Origin of the sequence: Nostoc sp., assembly GCF_036916655.1 — a bacterium.
Lineage (GTDB): Bacteria > Cyanobacteriota > Cyanobacteriia > Cyanobacteriales > Nostocaceae > Nostoc.
In genome coordinates this window covers 1-18,016 of the sequence record NZ_JBALFY010000022.1, presented here as the reverse complement: position 1 = coordinate 18,016, position 18,016 = coordinate 1, and the positions used below count along the sequence as shown (strand labels likewise).

Here is an 18,016-nt window from a genome sequence, read left to right as displayed (position 1 = left end):
GATGCTTGTAGATAGTAGTGTTCTCGCAATTTTTAGCACAGCGACAGTTGTTGTTCATTTCGTGGGAGTTATACATGCTGCCCATGCAGTGATGAATGTGCGTTCTTCCCAAGGGGCAATTGCTTGGAGTATTTCTCTAATTACCTTTCCCTGGCTAGCAATTCCGTTGTATTGGATTTTAGGAAGAACTAAATTTCATGGATATGCTGAAACACTGCGCTCAGTCTATGCACAACACTACAAGCTTTTACATCCTACTTATAACGAACTGATTAAATTTCAAGTTGCGCCACCCGATAATCTCGCTGAATTACAACCATTAGCGGAGACTTTTACAGATATTTCTTTCACATCAGGGAATGCTGCCGAATTACTGATTAATGGTCAGCAAACCTATGAAGCAATGCTGAAAAAGATTGCAGCGGCGAAAAATTATATTCTGTTTCAATTTTATACTGTTAACGATGACCAATCAGGTAATGAGTTTAAAGAAGCGTTGATTGCTAAAGCCAAGCAAGGAATCAGCATCTATTTTCTCTACGATGAAATTGGTTCAAAAAAACTATCTCGCCCTTATATCGAGTCTCTACAACAGCATGGAATTGCAGTCAGTGCATTTAACACCACCAAAGGTCAGGGTAATCGGTTCCAATTTAATTTTCGCAATCATCGGAAAATTTTAGTGGTGGATGGAGAAATAGCATTTGTTGGTGGACTGAATATTGGTGACGAATATTTAGGAAAAAATCCTCGCTTGAGTCCCTGGCGCGACACTCACATGATGCTTGAAGGCCCAACTGTAAAAAGCCTACAAAATTCCTTTGTGCGAGATTGGTATTGGGCGACTCGAAAACTTATCGAAGTTAATTGGCAGGTAAAAGTTAATCAGGAAACTAATCAAACTGCATTTATACTTCCTACCGGCCCCGCAGATAGTTTGCCAGCTTGTAAGCTTTTTTTCGTCGAACTAATTAATCAAGCTCAAACTCACCTCTGGATTGCTAGTCCATACTTTGTGCCGGATGAGGCAACATTGTCGGCTTTAAAACTGGCAGCAATGCGAGGTGTAGATGTGCGAATCATCTTACCAAATCGACCCGATCACTTATTTGTTTATTTATGTTCCTTCTCTTACTATACCGAAATGGAAACAATCGGTATCAAATTGTATCGTTATAAAAATGGGTTTATGCATCAGAAAATTATAGTAGTTGATCGGAATCTCGCAGGAGTAGGAACTGTGAATTTAGATAATCGCTCTTTTTCTCTAAATTTTGAAGTTATGGGTTTTGTTACCGAGCCTCAGTTTGTCCAAAGTGTGAAAAAGATGTTAGAGGATGATTTAGCCGTCTGTGTTGCTGTTGATCTTCATGAGTACGATAAAAAACCTTTTTGGTTTAAATTAGCCGTGAGAGTCTCGCGATTGCTGACTCCTTTACTTTAATGTGAGTAAGTCTTATGGCTTCCCGACTTCGAGAACTAACGGGACTTCCAAAAAATAAATTATTCCAAATTATTTGTACGACCCCCCACCCTTAAAAGATTGGTTTGGAGTTGCTTTCCCGCGCGGAAATAAATTTCGGGCTAATAGCTCAAGTCCGTTTCAACGGACTGAAATCAGAGTAATGATGGGTTAGACTCTCTATTAATTCGCCAACAGTCTCATATAGCTAGTAAGTTACACTCGTAGGGAACATACCGCATTGGTTTCAACTTAAAGTGAAACCGCTTGTCCGCCGGGAATTGAAATTCCCGTCTCATAGCTGAAGTCATCTGAAGATGACTAAAAATCTCACAGTCTACTTCAGTAGACTTAAGCTACTAGCCCGAAAATTTATTTCCGGGCGGGTATGGAAGCCAACAGATAAGCTATTTCCAGCTTAAGTTGACACTAATGGCAAGATGCCCACCCTACAAGAGTTATGGTTTTTTAGCAGAAAATTTACTTTTTGGGATTCCCTAAATATCTAACCCAACTACCATTAAATCAGGCGAATGTTCAACATTAAACTGGTAATATATCTCTCGCCGTTCTTGGGGTGGAAGAGTTAATAGCCACTCTAAAATTCCCATTTCACCAAGTTGAATTTGTGGGTTACTGCGACTAAGACGCACTTTTATTTGCTCGTTGCGGCTAACTGGCAATTGTTCAGTTAATTTCAGATTTAGTTCTTTGTCGAGTAAGTTAGTAATTATCAACCGATAACTGTAAGTAATCCGGCGCTGGCTACTAATTAATCTTTTATCTACCAAACGCTCAACTAAGTCGCGCTCTATTTTTAAACCTTCATCAATTCCTAAATTCAGTTTGAATTCTTGCCCTGGGGCAATATTGTCTAACCCAGTAGTGCCGACAAAAACGTTATCGCGGAAAATATTCGCTTTACCTGGTAACAAAGTTGCACCGTTGGGATTATTTTTCACATTCGCTTGTAGATAGGCAAAGCTTACCAAGCGTGGCATTGCTACATAATCAAAGCTACAAGGATAATCATCGTTGAAAATCGTAGTTTTATGGGGTGCGCCATCACTGGGAATGTTACCACCACCATTCAGTTTAAAGGTAACTACACTCCCTTGTTTGGATACTTCTGCTATAACGGTTTCTGCTGGAATGAGACTATCCTCGGCAACTTCGTCTTGTTCTTGCCAATCTGTTCTGGCGGCGGTAGCAGGCGGCTCTGGTATGCTAGGCAGTAGTGGTGGCTGGGCGGCAGCTAGTCGAGATCGCCGCACTCTTTGAGGAAGTGGGGTATCAATATACCAGGGTTCAAGTTTGGGTGGAAGTGTACCTAATCCTGGTTTAGCGGTAGAAAGGGTGAGATTTGCACCAATCCAATCTTCGCCAGTGCTTTGAGTGATTTCTGCAAGGTAGCTCAGATGCACAATATCGCTGGTAGTGCTAAAACGCAAGTCATAAAGCGGATTCCAGCTAGCGCGATTTACTATGTAGGATACCTCTAATTCAAATTCGCCTTCACCCCCTACTTCAACTGCGACAACTAAGCTAAAACTCTCTTTCGGATGGGGTGTTTGGATTTTTTGCAATGAGGTGTGGAGTGCTTGCAGTTGTTTGTCTAATTCCTGCTGTTGAGTTTTGCACTCTCCAGATGCGATCGCATATTCACTATACTGGCTTCCGAGAAAGTTCAGGAAATCCAATGTTTCACTCAGGCTGAGATTTTTCCGCGACAAACTCTGGGAAAAGGGTTCTTCTGTTTTTTCACGTAAGCCGGCGATAAAACTAGATTGTAATGCTAAAGCATCCACTTGGGCTTGCAGGTGGCGTTTTTCTGCTTCTAGTTGCTGAATTTGCCTTGTTAAATGTGCTACTCGCTCCGCTATCGGTTCAGTAGTGTAAATGCGATCGCTACTAACTCCCAGCAAGCGCACCCCTACCGTACCCGTACCACTAACCCTGACAGACTCAGTTTCTAGAGTTATTGGCACTGGGGTAATTACTAATTCCTGTTCAATTCCTGTTAAATTAACAACACCCCGCCGTGTAACCAATGCTCTGTCAGCATACACGGTAACAGCTACAATCTCGCTTTGCACTGTTTTGCGCCAAGACGGTAGTTCCGGGTTAACCATTGCCAGTTTTCCCCCATTTTTAATGATTCTGCTGGTTAATTGTCAATGTTTCCCGGTCTAAGAGTCAACCCCCCTTTAGGTAATTCGTAATTAGGGACTTCCAAATAAAAAAATATCCAATTAACTCTTGTGGGGTGGGCGACACGATAGCCCAGTTCATAGGTAATTCGTAATTCATAATTATGAATTACGAATTACGAATTATTTTACCCATGAATTGGTTCGAGCGTACTAGAAGTAGTATCAGTGTTTTGCTCGACAAAATCCTTTGCCGCAGTTAGTAGATAGTCATAATAGGCACGAGCGACGATAGAGAGCTGCTTGCCAGATGGGTAAACCATGTACCAATGTCGCTGAATGGGGAAGTGTTGTACATCTAAAATGCTAAATTCTGAAGTGTCTGATAGTAAGGTATGACGAGATAAAACGGAAATACCTAAACCACCTGCGATCGCTTGTTTAATTGCTTCATTACTTCCCAATTCTAGCTTGACTTTTACTACTACCCCTTCTTCTTCAAATAGCTTTTGGACGGCGCGGCGTGTTCCTGAGCCAGGTTCCCGCATAATGAAAGGTTCGTGAGACAAGCGTTGGATAGGAATATTTTTTTCTTTGGATAACGGATGACTAGTCGGTGCAAATACGATCAAAGGGTTTTCTAAAAATGGTTCACAAGTCACATCTATATTGTCTGGAATTTGACTCATAATATATAAGTCATCCAAATTTTGACTCATCCGTTCTAAAATTTGTTCGTGATTTGTTACTTGTAGCGAGATATCAATCCCTGGATAAAGTTCGCAAAACGGCCCTAACAAACGTGGGATAAAATATTTTGCTGTTGTAATCACTGCCAAGCGTAATTGTCCCTGTTTTAGCCCTTTTAAATCTGCCACCTTCATTTCATACTGGGCTATGTTGTGAAAAATCTGCCGGCAAGTGGCAAATAACTCCCGTCCGGCTTCGGTCAGATACAATCGCTTCCCTACTTGCTCAAATAATGGCAGCCCTACCGTTTTTGTAAGTTGCTTGATCTGCATAGAAACAGTAGGTTGGGTGAGAAACAATTCCTCAGCAGCACGAGTAAAGCTACTGTGCCGTGCCGCCGCCTCGAACACCTTTAACTGGTGCAGCGTCGCTTGGTTCAAGGGTGATTCTCCTGTATATAGCGATTAATAGATATAAAACTAGTATTGCTGAACACTGGCAAATGATGTGGTGATGCTCACAGAAAGTTACGAGTTTTATCATAGATAAAACTCTATTGTTCATATTATAATAAGGGTATTTTATTTATGGATTCAAGAAGGTATTATCAGAACAGCTAAAGCGTAAGATGCCTTCCATCTCCTGATGAATGATGAATAAGGATTTTTCAAAATTCATCTATCATCATTCATCATTCCATAATTCTTCTGCAACTTTTGTCGGTAGCTTGGTTAAGTCTGGTAATCTTAATACTTCGATTTCGGCAACTTGTTCTTTAATATTCACTGGCAAGTTTAACGGTTCCCGTTCTTCTATCCAGCAGCTTGCCAATGGCAAGGTTAACTCCATTTCATCAAGGGGTCGAGGAATTACCATCACAGCATTCAATTCCCCAATACGTTCTGCTTCAAACATTCCCGCCTCCACTGCTACCGCCACATTTGCTACGGAACCACGGATAATCGCTGTACACAAACCAGCACCAATTTTTTCATAGGCTGCTAAATGAACATCAGCAGCTTTGAGCATGGCATCACATGCTCCCACCATTGCGGGAAATCCTCGCGTTTCTACCAAACCAATTGCTTGATTACTCAGACGGCTGTAATTGCCCTCTTGCATCAATTTAGTGAAACGGGTTGTGATGGGAAGCACTATATCTAGGTTGGGATAAGGTCGGGGAATCACCAAACTAGAAACCAACTGACCAAACTGTTCAGCTGTTTGCACGCCTGATTCTACCGCCAGACGCACGTCAGCAATTCCACCCCGAACGATCGCAGTACAATGACCACTACCAGTTTTTTCATACCCAACGAGGTGAACTCCCGCCGATTTCAGCATCATATCCGCTGTCCCCACGATCGCAGGAAAGCTGCGGGTAGAAACTAAACCTAAAGCAGTATCCTGAAAGGTTTCTTGACTACTCGCCCCTTGGTTGGTGCGAGTAGACCGTTGATTATATGTTTCCATGATGAATTCTCCAAAATACGGAAAAAGCCGACACCTTACAATTAACACTTACTCGAACTAATCGTCAGAGTTTGGGTTGCTCAAGGATTGTCTATGAGGAAACAATGTAGTCAACAGTCTGCTGATGCTCCCTTGTCCATAAATTTGAGTCCCGAAACCATTAGGGGATTCTGTAGTTGGCTGACTGGGGTCTGAATGATATTCTGTAGACTCTTGGGCGGCTGACTCCAAGGTGGAGTTAGCCTCATTGGCAGGTTCCTCCACGGGAGGAGACTGAGTTTCGGGAGTGGCGGGAGATTTAAAATAAGAAATCGACTTGTTTTGTTTGAAATCTACAAAAGCCGCAGCTGAGAAGTTAGTTGAGGAAGTTACCTTTTCCTTAACCTCACCTGAGCCATTTTCCTCTTCCTTTGGTGGTACTGCATTTGTAGAAGTAGGGTTATTTGTAGATGGTTCTGGTTCTTTGATTTGGCTAATCTGCCGACTGGTGTCTCCTAAAATTGAACCAGGTGGTACTACTTGTCCAGGTTCAACCGAATAGTTAAAAACTGTTGTTGCTGAACCAATACAAGCATTTGCTCCAATTTTGCCTTTGCCAACCATCAAAAAACCGGCTCCCAGGTTTGCACCTGCTTCTACCTCTAGAGTGCCTTCATGGACTTGGAGAATTGCTCCCATACCAATGCAGACCCCTGGCCCAATGATGATCTTGCTATTTACAGCCGCTTGGAGGATCACCCCAGGTGCAAGTACCGCGCTTGGATGAATAGTCACCTCACCACTAATGTAAGAATCAAAGTTATTGCTGAGGCGCAGTGGCGGCACAGACATGGAAATTTTAACCTCAGGTGGGGGGTGGGGAGTGGGGGTGGGGAGTGGGAGTGGGGGTGGGGAGTGGGGAGTGGGGAAAGACTTGCTGCAACTTCTCTCCTACCTCCTCATCTCCCTTATCTCCCCCACTCCCTATTCCCTATTCCCTACTCCCTATTCTCTTTTACTACGGACGTTGAATAATCGTTTCTAATACTCGACGCTTGGCTTTGGGGTCAACACCAATTAAGCGTACATATTCCCCTGAATATTCACCGAGTTGTCCTTCTACGGCTGCGATCGCTTCTCTTTCTGAGGAGGCTTGAATTTGACCTGTACTAGTCCAGGAACCTGTACGGAATCGCCGTTGATCTACATGCTCAACGCTAATTTTATACCCACCAGCTAATAGTTGCCGGAGTTGTTCTACTACTTCAGTACTCAAGCGGGTAGCGGTAGCTGTTGATTTTGCAGAGGGTGTTGCACTAGTGGTAAATGATTTTTGACTGCCAGAGGAGGCTACTTGACCGTTTGGACGTTGGATAATAGTTTCTAATACCCGGCGTTTGGCTTTGGGGTCAATACCAATTAAGCGCACATATTCCCCTGGATATTCGCCGAGTTGTCTTTCTACGGCTGCGATCGCTTCTCTTTCTGAGGAGGCTTGAATTTGACCTGTACTAGTCCAGGAACCTGTACGGAAGCGGCGCTCATCTACGTGTTCAAGGCTAATTTTCGAGCCACCAGCCAATAAATGCCGGAGTTGGTCTACCACTTCTGTACTTAAGTGGCTACTGGTAGCTGTTGCTGTCGCAGAGCTAGCGTTGGTATGAAATGATTTCTGACTACCAGAGGAGGCTACTTGACCGTTTGGACGTTGGATAATGCTTTCTAATACCCGCCGTTTGGCTTTAGTATCAATACCGATTAAACGCACATACTCGCCTGGATGGCTGGCGATACATTCTTCTAAGGCGGAGATGACTTGATTTGTGGAAGTTGCTTCAATTGGCTTGCAACTAGTCCAAGAACCTGTGCGGAAGCGCCGCTCATCTACGTGTTCTACGCCAATTTTGTAACCACTTGCCAAAAGTTGGCGAATTTGATCTAGAGTTTCGCCACTAACTTTGGCACTGCTAGATCCATTACCGTTACCATTACCATTACTGCTGCTGTAGCTGCCATTGCTATGGCTACTAGTTGGAGCTTTAAAACTGGTAGCTGGTTTGGCATCACCATCTGGACGTTGGATGATGCTCTCTAGCACACGCCGTCTACCTTTGTCAATGCCAAACAGGCGGACATACTCGCCGCTATGGTCATTTAGACAGCTTTCTAAGGCTGCGATCGCTTCACCGATCGATCTCGGTTCAATTGGTTGACAACTAGTCCAAGAACCTGTACGGAACCGTCTTTGGTCTACGTGCTCCGTACCAATTTTATAACCTTGCTGTAATAGATACCGCAACTGATCTATTGTTTCTGCACCCAAGCTATTGCTCGCCACTTCACTACTCCTTTCCAACTCTAAAACAGTAATACCATTACCTGTATAAGATTTAGCGTTCTCATCCCGAATGGGTGCTATACATTTGCTATCCGCAGCACAGAGATAACCCGCTCGTAATGCCTGATTAATCCCAACCACATGATGAGCAAATTCTTTATCTTGATCTTGCACATCTGGCAAGCGGTCAGCTTGCTGCTGGCTAGTAATTATCGCTCCCGAAGGTACATACTTACCGGCGGGAATCTCTACGTCTTGAATTAAAGCGTGCATCATCACGATGCAACCTGCACCCACTCTGGCATTAAACACCGTCGAGCGAAAGCCTATGAAGGAATTATCCCCTACATAAGCTGGCCCGTGAATTAGAGCCATGTGGGTAATGCAAGCGTTTTTACCAATCCATACCGAGTATTTATTTTGGTCATCACCAATTACTCGTCCTTGCTCCAACCCATGAATGACAACACCATCTTGAATATTGGTATTTTCACCAAGATAAAAGGGTGTACCTTCATCCGCTCTAATCGTAGTCCCCGGAGCAACGATTACATTTGCACCTATTCGTACATCCCCAATCAGATTGGAGAATGAATGTACAAAGGCAGTTTCATGGACTTTGGGTTCAGCTAAATTCCTTGACCACGGGGTTGGGGGTGCCGCCGTGCTGCGGACTGCCATCGCGAGATTCCTCCTGTATTGTCGTCAGTTGTCATTTGTCCTTTGTCCTTTGTCGAGAGCTAATGACTAATGACTAATGACCAATGACTAATGACTATCGATATTGATCTTTTTTGCTGTAAATGAGGCGATCTTCAACGTAAATAGTATCGATGATCGCCACCACTGCTGCATCCAATGGACGCTGTTCATTGCCAACAACTTGACGAGCGGCACTACCACGAGTGATGAGTACCCACTCATCTACTCCAGCTCCCACAATATCTGCTGCTACTTCATATTCTGGTAGGATGTTGCCGTTTTCATCTACTAATTGTAACAACAGTAGTTTCACACCTCTAAGACTTGGCTCTTTTTGGGTGCTAACTACTGTGCCGCGAACTTTGGCAATTTGCATTACAAATTACGGTCTTCTACCGAAAGGACGAATTGCATTTACATTTTCCCGGAACTGCTCTACATCTTCGGTATAACGAATTGGTAGAACGTATTCTAAGTTTTCGTGAGGACGAGCAATGATGTGAGTAGACAGTACTTGTCCGCCATTGACTCGCTTTACAGATTCAACTCCTGCGGCCACAGAAGCTTGAACTTCGGAAACGTCACCCCGAACAATTACCGTTACCCGACCACTACCAATTTTTTCATAACCTACTAAAGTAACGCGAGCCGCTTTCACCATTGCGTCAGCAGCTTCTACCACTGCTGGAAAGCCTAGCGTTTCAACCATTCCCACTGCAATTGACATTAGTTTTAATCCCTATTTAAAGTTTTTAGCCTTGGACAACAAAAGTGATGCTCTTTTCAGGTAAAGAGCGTTAATTACTTTGTTTAAACAGCTTTTAAGTACGGAATTGTTCTACCGCTTCTGTGTAACGTATCGGCAATACGTATTCCAGGTTTTCGTGAGGACGAGCAATGATGTGAGTGGATAACACTTCACCACCGAAGACTCTTTTCGCCGCTTCAACCCCAGCTGCTACAGAAGCTTGAACTTCCGATACATCTCCCCTAACTATGACGGTGACACGAGCGCTACCAATTTTTTCATAGCCCACTAAAGTGACACGGGCGGCTTTCACCATCGCATCAGCAGCTTCTACAACTGCTGGAAAGCCTTTCGTTTCAATCATCCCAACTGCAATTGGCATCGCAGAACTCCTACAAAATGAATCAGATCGGTACTGTTGTTTGAAATTTTTGACGGGGAGAGGTTTATCTTATAGCTAAGAAAACACTTCCAAATTAAGCATAGGAAAGCTTGGCGTCCCTGCCAATATAAATTACTATAATAGTTTATGATAAGAAAGTTTTAAAAAACTTAACAAAAAGTTATCTGTCCTTCTAAGCGATTAAAGTTCACTAATTCCTAGAGAGGCCACTTATGCTTTATAATTTCTTTATTACATTGACAAAACGACATTCATAACCAGGGCTAATCCGATCTGTCGAGGGAGAAACATCGGCTGTAACTTTTGCTGCATCTATCTTTTGTTAAAGATTGCTACATCTAGAATGACTAGGTAAAAAATATATAACTTTTTCAAATATATTGTATAAAGTACTTTGGTTAAAATAGAAATACAAATGTAAAAAGGTCGGTGGTGTTAAGGCAAGTAAATGCTTTTGCTTATGTAAAGTTATATTTTACTTATGTTAAATAGGATAAAGCTAGGTAAAAGTACTCGCCAGAATGTAGCTGAAACAATATTAAAAAAACATCGATATTTTGGTAAATTAATTTTATTAAATAAATAATTGTTTTAGAGCTTTTTTAAAATCAAGGCTAAGTCGTCAAGGAAAATTTAAATGGATCAATTTCTATTTTCAACAAGTTGGTTTGTGCCTTTTTATAGCTTATTGGGCGCAATTTTGACCTTGCCGTGGGGAATAGGAATAATTAGGCGAACAGGGCCAAGACCTGCGGCATATATCAATTTGTTGACGACCGTTTTAGCTTTTATCCATAGCCTGTTTGTATTTAAAAGTATCTGGTATAGAGAACCAGAAACTTTACTGGTGAATTGGTTCAAAGTTGCGGATTTAGACTTATCTTTTGCCTTGGAACTGTCACCAGTTAGTATTGGGGCAACAGTTTTAATTACAGGGTTAAGCTTACTGGCACAAGTTTACGCTCTGGGTTACATGGAAAAAGACTGGTCGTTAGCGCGTTTTTTTGCGCTGCTGGGATTTTTTGAAGCAGCTTTGAGCAGCCTAGCAATCAGTGATTCTTTATTTCTCAGCTATGCGCTTTTAGAATTGTTGACCCTTTCGACTTACTTGCTGGTGGGGTTTTGGTATGCTCAACCGCTAGTAGTGACGGCGGCGCGGGATGCGTTTTGGACTAAACGGGTGGGAGACTTGTTGCTGCTAATGGCTGTGGTAACACTTTCTACCTTAGCCGGGAGTTTGAACTTTTCAAATTTATATGAATGGGCGCAAACAGCTAATTTAAGCCCAATGACATCGACATTGCTGGGGTTGGCGTTAATTGCTGGGCCTGCTGGTAAATGTGCCCAATTTCCCCTGCACCTGTGGTTAGATGAGGCAATGGAAGGGCCAAACCCCGCTTCGGTAATGCGGAACTCGCTGGTAGTAGCTGGTGGCGCTTATTTACTGTATAAATTTCAACCATTGTTAGCCCTCTCGCCAGTTGCCTTAAATGCCTTGGTAGTTATGGGGACGGTAACGGCGATTGGAGCCACATTAGTATCTATAGCTCAAATTGACATTAAGCGATCGCTATCTCATTCCACCAGTGCATACATGGGCTTAGTATTTTTGGCCGTAGGGTTGCAGCAAGGGGGTGTAGCCTTAATGTTGCTGTTAACTCATGCGATCGCCAAAGCATTATTATTTATGAGTTCTGGTTCAGTCATTTTGACTACCCAAAGCCAAGACTTAACAGAAATGGGCGGTTTGTGGTCACGGATGCCAGCTACCACCACTGCCTTTGTAGTCGGTGCAGCCGGAATGATCACACTACTACCATTGGGAAGCTTCTGGGCAATGTTAGCATGGGCTGACGGTTTCGTAAGTATTAGCCCTTGGGTAATTGGGGTTTTAATATTAGTTAATGGTTTAACAGCATTAAACTTGACCAGAGTATTTAGATTAGTATTTTGGGGTAAACCGCAACAAAAAACCCGTCGCACCCCAGAAGTTGGTTGGCAAATGGCGCTACCAATGGTAATTCTGACAGTACTAACTCTGCTTCTACCTCTGATGTTACAGCAATGGTACTTGCTACCCGATTGGGAAAGTATTAATTGGTATGTAGCGTTAGCGTTGTTTGGTTCTACCGGGGTGGGAGTAGGTGTAGGGTGTACGGTTCATCTGCACAAAGCTTGGTCACGATCGAGAATCTTGGCGTGGAGATTTGTGCAAGACTTGTTAGGTTATGATTTTTATATTGACCGAGTTTATCTTGTAACGGTGGTAAGCGCAGTTGCACTGCTATCTAAAATTTCTGCTTGGAGCGATCGCTATTTGGTTGATGGTTTTGTAAACTTGGTTGGGTTTGCAACAATTTTCGGCGGACAAACTTTAAAGTACAGCATTTCTGGACAATCTCAGGGCTATATGTTGACCATCCTAGCAGTCGTCAGCGTCCTGGGTTTTTTCATCAGCTGGTCGTTGGGTTTACTAGATAAATTGCCTTTTTAAAGATATTGTCATTGGTCATTTGTCATTTGTGATAGGGTAAGAGTTTTTTCCCAGTCCCCATTCCCCATTCCATACCTACTTATGCTTAGTGTTTTAATTCTAGTGCCGTTAATCGGTGCAGCTTTAATTGGTTTCTCGCCCTCTGGCATCAGTGGGAAATTCGCCCGTGGGGTGGCTTTGGTCTTTGCGACTATCGCATTTTTGTGGACAATCGTACTAGCAATTCAGTTTCATCCAGGAGAAATTACTCAACAGTTTGCCGAGTCTGTCCCTTGGATAGATGCTTTAGGGTTGAATTATAACCTTGGGATAGATGGTTTATCTTTGCCATTGTTGGTTTTGAATGGATTGTTAACTGCCATTGCCATCTACAGCAGCGATGAATCCTTACAGCGTCCGAAATTTTATTACTCTTTGATCTTATTATTAAGCGCTGGGGTGACAGGAGCCTTTCTGGCACAGGATTTACTGCTATTTTTCCTGTTTTATGAATTGGAACTAATTCCGCTGTACTTGTTGATAGCTATTTGGGGTGGCGCGAAACGGGGTTATGCTGCAACTAAATTTCTGATTTATACAGCCGTTTCAGGAATCCTGATTTTAGCAAGCTTCCTCGGCATGGTTTGGTTGAGTGGTTCCTCTAACTTTGCACTAGCAACCTTGAACGCGACAACTTTACCTCTAGCAACACAACTTTTATTGCTAGCGGGAATTTTGATCGGTTTTGGGATTAAAATTCCCTTGGTTCCCTTTCATACTTGGTTGCCAGATGCTCACGTTGAAGCTTCCACACCGATTTCAGTCTTGTTGGCTGGGGTGTTATTGAAGTTGGGAACTTACGGCTTACTGCGATTTGGCATGAACTTGTTACCAGAAGCTTGGAGTTATCTGGCTCCCTGGTTAGCCACTTGGGCGGTGATAAGTGTGCTGTATGGTTCATCCTGCGCGATCGCTCAAACCGATATGAAAAAAATGGTAGCATACAGCTCCATTGGACACATGGGTTATGTGCTTTTAGCAGCGGCAGCGGCCACACCTTTAAGTGTGTTAGGTGCTGTGATGCAAATGATTAGCCACGGCTTGATTTCCGCAATGCTGTTTTTGCTGGTGGGGGTTGTGTATAAAAAAGCCGGAAGCCGAGATTTAGAAGTCATCCAAGGATTGCTGAACCCAGAACGGGGGATGCCAGTAATCGGTAGCTTGATGATTGTCGGAGTTATGGCTAGCGCTGGTATACCGGGAATGTTAGGGTTTATTTCCGAATTCGTAGTTTATCGGGGGAGTTTTCCAGTTTTTCCAGTGCAAACCTTGCTATGTATGCTTGGCACTGGTTTAACAGCAGTTTACTTCTTAATACTCGTCAACCGCGCCTTTTTTGGTCGCCTTTCTGCACAAGTTACCAGCTTACCACGAGTGTATTGGAGCGATCGCATCCCAGCGGTAATTTTAGCTGTGCTGATTGTGATTTTTGGCATTCAACCTGCTTGGTTAGTGCGCTGGACTGAACCAACAATTACAGCAATGGTGAATAGCCAAAACGTAGTAGTAGCAGTGTCCTTGGATAAAGCAATGGGGAGTAGGGATTAGGGGCTGGGGACTGGGGACTAGGGGCTAGGGAAGATTTTTTTAATACATAATACCCAATCCCCAGTACCCAATCCCCAGTACCCAATCCCCCAATCCCCCAATCCCTATACTTTTCGGAGAGATGGTAATGGTAACTATTAAAAAGAAAGCAACTCACAATCCCTTAGCTGAGTATATTGAACGTCTGCAAAAAGGAGATGCATTACTCCCCGATAGTCCAGAAAATGTACTGGAAGTTGTTGGTATTCTTAAAAGCTATGGCGTAGTTTTAGATGCCTACTCAAAAAATCTTAACTATATTGCCGAGCATCAATTTTTAGTATTTTTCCCATTTTTTAAATATTTTAATGGAAAGATTTCTTTGCAGAAATTACTCCGTCACTGGTGGCATAACCGAATTAATTTTGAATATGCCGAGTATTGCATGAAAGCCATGATGTGGCACGGTGGCGGCGGACTAGATACGTATTTAGATACACCAGAATTTCAAGAAAGAGCGCAAGCCGTTGTTGCCGCAAAATTTAAAAATAATCCCTTCATTCCAAGTATAAACCAACTGTTTCCAGATTTCTTGACAGAACACTTGCGCGTCTCTGCTTACTACACAGGTTTAGGTCAATTCTGGCGAGTCATGGCTGATATCTTCCTCAGCTTATCAGACCTCTACGATCGAGGCAAAATCAAATCGATTCCCCAAGTTGTAGAACACATTAAAGCTGGGTTAGTGGCAAATGCATCAAACCCAATTACTTACACAGTCAAAATTCGGAATGAAGCCTATGACATCATTCCCAAAAGCGTTGGTTTGACTTTCTTAGCAGATACAGCCATCCCTTATGTAGAAGCAGTATTCTTCCGAGGAACTCCTTTCCACGGTACAGTTTCATACAACGCCCAAGGATATCAAATTCCCCCAGATCAAACTCTATTTCAATATGGCGCATTGTATGCCGATCCTTTGCCCATAGGTGGCGCGGGTATTCCTCCCACCTTATTGATGCAGGATATGCGTCATTATCTTCCAGAGTATCTGCACGAAATTTATCGTCGTAGTCTCCGGGGTGAAGATGATTTGCGGGTACAAATTTGCATGAGTTTCCAAAAATCGATGTTTTGCGTGACGACAGCAACCATTTTGGGACTGATGCCTCATCCTTTGGATACTAAAGATCCAAATGAGCAAAAAATTAATCGAGTTTATTTAGAGAAGTGGATGAGTCGGTTACAAACTTCGCGGTTGCTAGATGTGAATAAATGAATTGAATACCAAGAAATTTTATATGCTTTTCAATCGCTATAAAAACCTTCATGTAATTCAGCAACTTGATCCAGTACAAAATCATTGCCGGATTTATAACTTGATGAATGGCTATGAGTTTCCTTGGGATATGACGCGATCGCTCGAAGTTGCTTTGATGCGAACTTATTGCGTTCCTAGTATTTCTAAATTGCTGAATCAGACAGGAGAATTTACCCATTGTCCGCAAAAACGCTATGATGATACGTCAATCATTGTTGGAGAGATGATTAAGTGGGGTTATGATAGCGATCGCGGCAAAGAAGCCCTGCAACGCATGAATGCACTCCACGGACGCTTCAAGATTGACAACAACGATTTCCTGTATGTACTTTCAACCTTCATTTTCGAGCCTATCCGTTGGAATGTGCGGTTTGGTTGGCGGCTGATGTGCGAACAAGAAAGATTAGCGTCTTTTTACTTCTGGCGAGAAGTAGGTAAGCAAATGCAGATTCAGAATATCCCTGAAACCTACGAAGAATTCGAGCGCTATAACCTGGATTACGAACGCCAAAAATTTCGCTATTCAGATACAAATTGCCGAGTTGGGGAAGCTACACGCGATTTATTTTTGAGTTGGTTTCCTTCGTGGATGCGTTCTGCCATCAAACCAGGTATCTACGCTTTACTTGATGAGACAATGCTCGATGCCTTTGGTTTTCCCTATCCCTCGCCATTGCTGCGATCGCTTATGGTAAGTCTACTCAGAATCCGAGCTAAATTAATCCGGTTATTCCCACCTCGGAATCACCCTAATTTTTATATTGACTCTCCTATCCCCAGCTATCCCGCTGGCTATGAAATCGCAAAAGTGGGGCCACTTCATCCAAAAATCTAGGCTTCTGGTTCAACACCTAGCGATCGCAATTGAGCAGTCAAGCGATCGGCCCTTTCTTCACCAGTCAACAACAAATTACCTTGCAAATCCCACCAGCGTAACCAAGGTAATTCCATATTATAATATTGCCCCTGCCAAATCCCTAACTCAACTCCCAAAGGATGTATGGGATAATGCCCACGTTCATTTGCTGTTAATAACTGATATTGTCCACCAATTAATTCATAAACTTCCACACTAGCTTTATTCACTTCATAAATGCCGTAGAAGGGCGGACGAATCACCTGCTCATAAATCCAAAATTTCCCCTTCCACGGAGTTTTGTCTCGCTCCTCACTACCATCGCCAGAAACAAATTCTAATGCAATCAATGGGGCAATAAACTCTCGCCAGAGTACATAAGATCTGCGCGTTTGCCCATCCAGAGTAGGTGGTACATTCCCTACATAAAACCAGTCTGGTGCTTCTGCGCCTTTTTCTGGAGGGTCAGTAATCCGCCAATAGATACCGCTATCTTGACCAATACAGTATTGTCCATCAGGATGACGTTTTTGCAATATCGGTTTAATTGAATCCGTTAGGAGAATGCTTTGGGGATGTTCCTGAAAGTTTTTCACGAATGTACCATCAGACTCAGGTAGCTGTGTATGGTCTGGAAACGGAGTGAGAGCGGTGGATGGATCGGTTGCAGAGGTCATAAGATTACCTTTGCAGAATGTAAGGGTTGTTTTTTAGTTTAGCAGTGGAAGACGAGATGGAGCGATCGCTTACTACTCGCCGACTAATGCCAGTGCTTGATTGATCAACACGGTCAGAAAGATACATTCCTGATGAACGTAAATTCTCTATAACTGGTCGTGCCATTGTTATTTTGCCGCGTTGCTTTGCTGTCAAAACTATACCTAATGTTCCTCGTACAGGAATTCCCAGTACTGCTGCACATCTACGAGCGGCAAGATCATCCATAATTGCTTTTGTACCGGGGTGGGTATAAGCCCAAGTCAAAACTAGATGATTCGCCTTTACCTAAATCCCAAGATTGGATAATCTCAGGAGTTGGAGGTGCTTCTACAACTGTTAACCAGTTTGTTTGTGAAAGTGCTGCAACAGTCGGGTCTTCTACGCCTCTTTGCTGAATTTCAACAGCTACGGCTGATGGAACTAAAACCTCTTCACCCAATAACTGCAACAAATCCAGGAAGCTACTTCTAGACAAAATATGAGAGGTGAAGCATTAATTACAGGTGGTTCAGCCACGTTCTAATTCCCGTTGTAAGTCATCAAAATCAACAATAAAAGCATCCATTTGTTCACGGGATAGAGCCAAGAGAAAATCTGTTCTATCTAAATCGGCGATATTAGCTGCTTTCTCTTGGGAAATTTCACCACGTCCATACCAGTGTATGGCCGCAGCCAAACGCAATTCACGGACAAACTCATTAGGTGACAGGCGCAGAGCAGAGAATATTTCTTCAGGTAGCTCTAAGGTGACAGTAGTCATAAAAGTTATGTGGAGTGCAAGCCTATTCTAGAATTCACTTTAGCAATTTTAGGGTGTGGGAGAAAAAAGCGTAGGCGTAGCACATCGTAGACATCGCTCTCCTTCTCAAAGCTAACTTAGCTTGTCAAGATTCAATTGTGTGAAAATTAATACAAATATATTGGGAGTTGCAAAGATGGCTTGGGTAGCTGGCGATCGCTTGCAAGGTGGAAAATACACCGTAGAACTTTTGCAAAAGTGTTTTGTGGTATGATTAAGGGTTTGGCAATTTGCAATTAGGACTTTGAGGAGCAGTGAAAATAGAGAACGCCAAACAGCTTACTGCAAAAAAATTTAAGCGAATGACTGGAGTGA

Annotated in this window: 17 protein-coding genes; 5 read left to right on the top strand and 12 right to left on the bottom strand. The window is 43.0% G+C overall.

The window, feature by feature from the left end:
• Position 1 precedes the first annotated feature (1 nt).
• Positions 2-1,444, top strand: a complete 1,443-nt coding sequence (cls, locus tag V7L31_RS05855; protein WP_334695374.1) for a cardiolipin synthase — start codon at positions 2-4, stop codon at positions 1,442-1,444.
• Positions 1,445-1,959: 515 nt separating this feature from the next.
• Here the strand turns inward: cls and V7L31_RS05850 are convergent.
• From V7L31_RS05850 to V7L31_RS05815, 8 genes are all read right to left on the bottom strand, one after another.
• Positions 1,960-3,594 (bottom strand): mucoidy inhibitor MuiA family protein, encoded by a 1,635-nt coding sequence (locus V7L31_RS05850; RefSeq protein ID WP_334695373.1) that lies wholly within the window; start codon positions 3,592-3,594, stop codon positions 1,960-1,962.
• 206 nt (positions 3,595-3,800) lie between these two features.
• Positions 3,801-4,742, bottom strand: coding sequence for a LysR family transcriptional regulator (locus V7L31_RS05845; protein ID WP_334695372.1), 942 nt, complete (start codon positions 4,740-4,742; stop codon positions 3,801-3,803).
• A 244-nt stretch (positions 4,743-4,986) separates the two neighbouring features.
• Positions 4,987-5,775 (bottom strand): BMC domain-containing protein, encoded by a 789-nt coding sequence (locus V7L31_RS05840; RefSeq protein ID WP_334695371.1) that lies wholly within the window; start codon positions 5,773-5,775, stop codon positions 4,987-4,989.
• A 57-nt stretch (positions 5,776-5,832) separates the two neighbouring features.
• The gene (locus tag V7L31_RS05835; RefSeq protein WP_334695370.1) at positions 5,833-6,606 is read right to left on the bottom strand and encodes a transferase; all 774 of its coding nucleotides are present in this window, start codon (positions 6,604-6,606) and stop codon (positions 5,833-5,835) included.
• Between the two features lie 166 nt (positions 6,607-6,772).
• Positions 6,773-8,773: a ribulose bisphosphate carboxylase small subunit gene (locus V7L31_RS05830; RefSeq protein ID WP_334695369.1), complete on the bottom strand. Its 2,001-nt coding sequence runs from the start codon at positions 8,771-8,773 to the stop codon at positions 6,773-6,775.
• 94 nt (positions 8,774-8,867) lie between these two features.
• Positions 8,868-9,170 (bottom strand): EutN/CcmL family microcompartment protein, encoded by a 303-nt coding sequence (locus V7L31_RS05825; protein ID WP_334695368.1) that lies wholly within the window; start codon positions 9,168-9,170, stop codon positions 8,868-8,870.
• A gap of 6 nt (positions 9,171-9,176) precedes the next feature.
• On the bottom strand, positions 9,177-9,521 hold the full coding sequence (locus V7L31_RS05820; RefSeq protein WP_010995041.1) for a carbon dioxide-concentrating mechanism protein CcmK: 345 nt from the start codon (positions 9,519-9,521) through the stop codon (positions 9,177-9,179).
• A 94-nt stretch (positions 9,522-9,615) separates the two neighbouring features.
• Positions 9,616-9,924: a carbon dioxide-concentrating mechanism protein CcmK gene (locus V7L31_RS05815; RefSeq protein ID WP_012410633.1), complete on the bottom strand. Its 309-nt coding sequence runs from the start codon at positions 9,922-9,924 to the stop codon at positions 9,616-9,618.
• 658 nt (positions 9,925-10,582) lie between these two features.
• On the opposite strand from V7L31_RS05815, the gene V7L31_RS05810 reads away from it, so the two are divergent.
• From V7L31_RS05810 to V7L31_RS05795, 4 genes are all read left to right on the top strand, one after another.
• Positions 10,583-12,439 carry an NAD(P)H-quinone oxidoreductase subunit F gene (locus V7L31_RS05810; RefSeq protein WP_334695367.1) on the top strand — a complete coding sequence of 619 codons (1,857 nt, stop codon included), beginning with the start codon at positions 10,583-10,585 and terminating at the stop codon, positions 12,437-12,439.
• An 81-nt stretch (positions 12,440-12,520) separates the two neighbouring features.
• Positions 12,521-14,026, top strand: a complete 1,506-nt coding sequence (locus V7L31_RS05805) for an NADH-quinone oxidoreductase subunit M (RefSeq protein ID WP_334695366.1) — start codon at positions 12,521-12,523, stop codon at positions 14,024-14,026.
• Positions 14,027-14,153: 127 nt separating this feature from the next.
• Complete coding sequence (locus tag V7L31_RS05800) at positions 14,154-15,284, top strand: CO2 hydration protein (RefSeq protein ID WP_334695365.1); 1,131 nt, start codon at positions 14,154-14,156, stop codon at positions 15,282-15,284.
• A 22-nt stretch (positions 15,285-15,306) separates the two neighbouring features.
• On the top strand, positions 15,307-16,161 hold the full coding sequence (locus tag V7L31_RS05795; protein ID WP_334695364.1) for an oxygenase MpaB family protein: 855 nt from the start codon (positions 15,307-15,309) through the stop codon (positions 16,159-16,161).
• Here the strand turns inward: V7L31_RS05795 and V7L31_RS05790 are convergent.
• From V7L31_RS05790 to V7L31_RS05775, 4 genes are read right to left on the bottom strand one after another with little or no spacing between them, the layout of a single operon-like run.
• Complete coding sequence (locus tag V7L31_RS05790) at positions 16,158-16,859, bottom strand: Uma2 family endonuclease (protein WP_114082846.1); 702 nt, start codon at positions 16,857-16,859, stop codon at positions 16,158-16,160. The genes V7L31_RS05795 and V7L31_RS05790 overlap by 4 nt on opposite strands.
• A gap of 4 nt (positions 16,860-16,863) precedes the next feature.
• Entirely contained in the window at positions 16,864-17,127 is a 264-nt protein-coding gene (locus tag V7L31_RS05785; protein ID WP_334695363.1) for a DUF3368 domain-containing protein, read from the bottom strand.
• Positions 17,120-17,377 (bottom strand): hypothetical protein, encoded by a 258-nt coding sequence (locus tag V7L31_RS05780; RefSeq protein ID WP_334695362.1) that lies wholly within the window; start codon positions 17,375-17,377, stop codon positions 17,120-17,122. The genes V7L31_RS05785 and V7L31_RS05780 overlap by 8 nt, the downstream gene beginning before the upstream one ends.
• A gap of 33 nt (positions 17,378-17,410) precedes the next feature.
• Entirely contained in the window at positions 17,411-17,662 is a 252-nt protein-coding gene (locus V7L31_RS05775; protein ID WP_334695361.1) for a UPF0175 family protein, read from the bottom strand.
• Positions 17,663-18,016: the final 354 nt, after the last annotated feature.

Bases quoted from the DNA above. Each gene is read 5' to 3' on its own strand.
- V7L31_RS05785 (WP_334695363.1), bottom strand. From the start codon at position 17,127: ATGGATGATCTTGCCGCTCGTAGATGTGCAGCAGTACTGGGAATTCCT.
- V7L31_RS05830 (WP_334695369.1), bottom strand. From the start codon at position 8,773: ATGGCAGTCCGCAGCACGGCGGCACCCCCAACCCCGTGGTCAAGGAAT.
- V7L31_RS05775 (WP_334695361.1), bottom strand. From the start codon at position 17,662: ATGACTACTGTCACCTTAGAGCTACCTGAAGAAATATTCTCTGCTCTG.
- V7L31_RS05835 (WP_334695370.1), bottom strand. From the start codon at position 6,606: ATGTCTGTGCCGCCACTGCGCCTCAGCAATAACTTTGATTCTTACATT.
- V7L31_RS05815 (WP_012410633.1), bottom strand. From the start codon at position 9,924: ATGCCAATTGCAGTTGGGATGATTGAAACGAAAGGCTTTCCAGCAGTT.
- V7L31_RS05840 (WP_334695371.1), bottom strand. From the start codon at position 5,775: ATGGAAACATATAATCAACGGTCTACTCGCACCAACCAAGGGGCGAGT.
- V7L31_RS05790 (WP_114082846.1), bottom strand. From the start codon at position 16,859: ATGACCTCTGCAACCGATCCATCCACCGCTCTCACTCCGTTTCCAGAC.
- V7L31_RS05805 (WP_334695366.1), top strand. From the start codon at position 12,521: ATGCTTAGTGTTTTAATTCTAGTGCCGTTAATCGGTGCAGCTTTAATT.
- V7L31_RS05795 (WP_334695364.1), top strand. From the start codon at position 15,307: ATGCTTTTCAATCGCTATAAAAACCTTCATGTAATTCAGCAACTTGAT.
- V7L31_RS05825 (WP_334695368.1), bottom strand. From the start codon at position 9,170: ATGCAAATTGCCAAAGTTCGCGGCACAGTAGTTAGCACCCAAAAAGAG.
- V7L31_RS05850 (WP_334695373.1), bottom strand. From the start codon at position 3,594: ATGGTTAACCCGGAACTACCGTCTTGGCGCAAAACAGTGCAAAGCGAG.
- cls (WP_334695374.1), top strand. From the start codon at position 2: ATGCTTGTAGATAGTAGTGTTCTCGCAATTTTTAGCACAGCGACAGTT.
- V7L31_RS05820 (WP_010995041.1), bottom strand. From the start codon at position 9,521: ATGTCAATTGCAGTGGGAATGGTTGAAACGCTAGGCTTTCCAGCAGTG.
- V7L31_RS05810 (WP_334695367.1), top strand. From the start codon at position 10,583: ATGGATCAATTTCTATTTTCAACAAGTTGGTTTGTGCCTTTTTATAGC.
- V7L31_RS05800 (WP_334695365.1), top strand. From the start codon at position 14,154: ATGGTAACTATTAAAAAGAAAGCAACTCACAATCCCTTAGCTGAGTAT.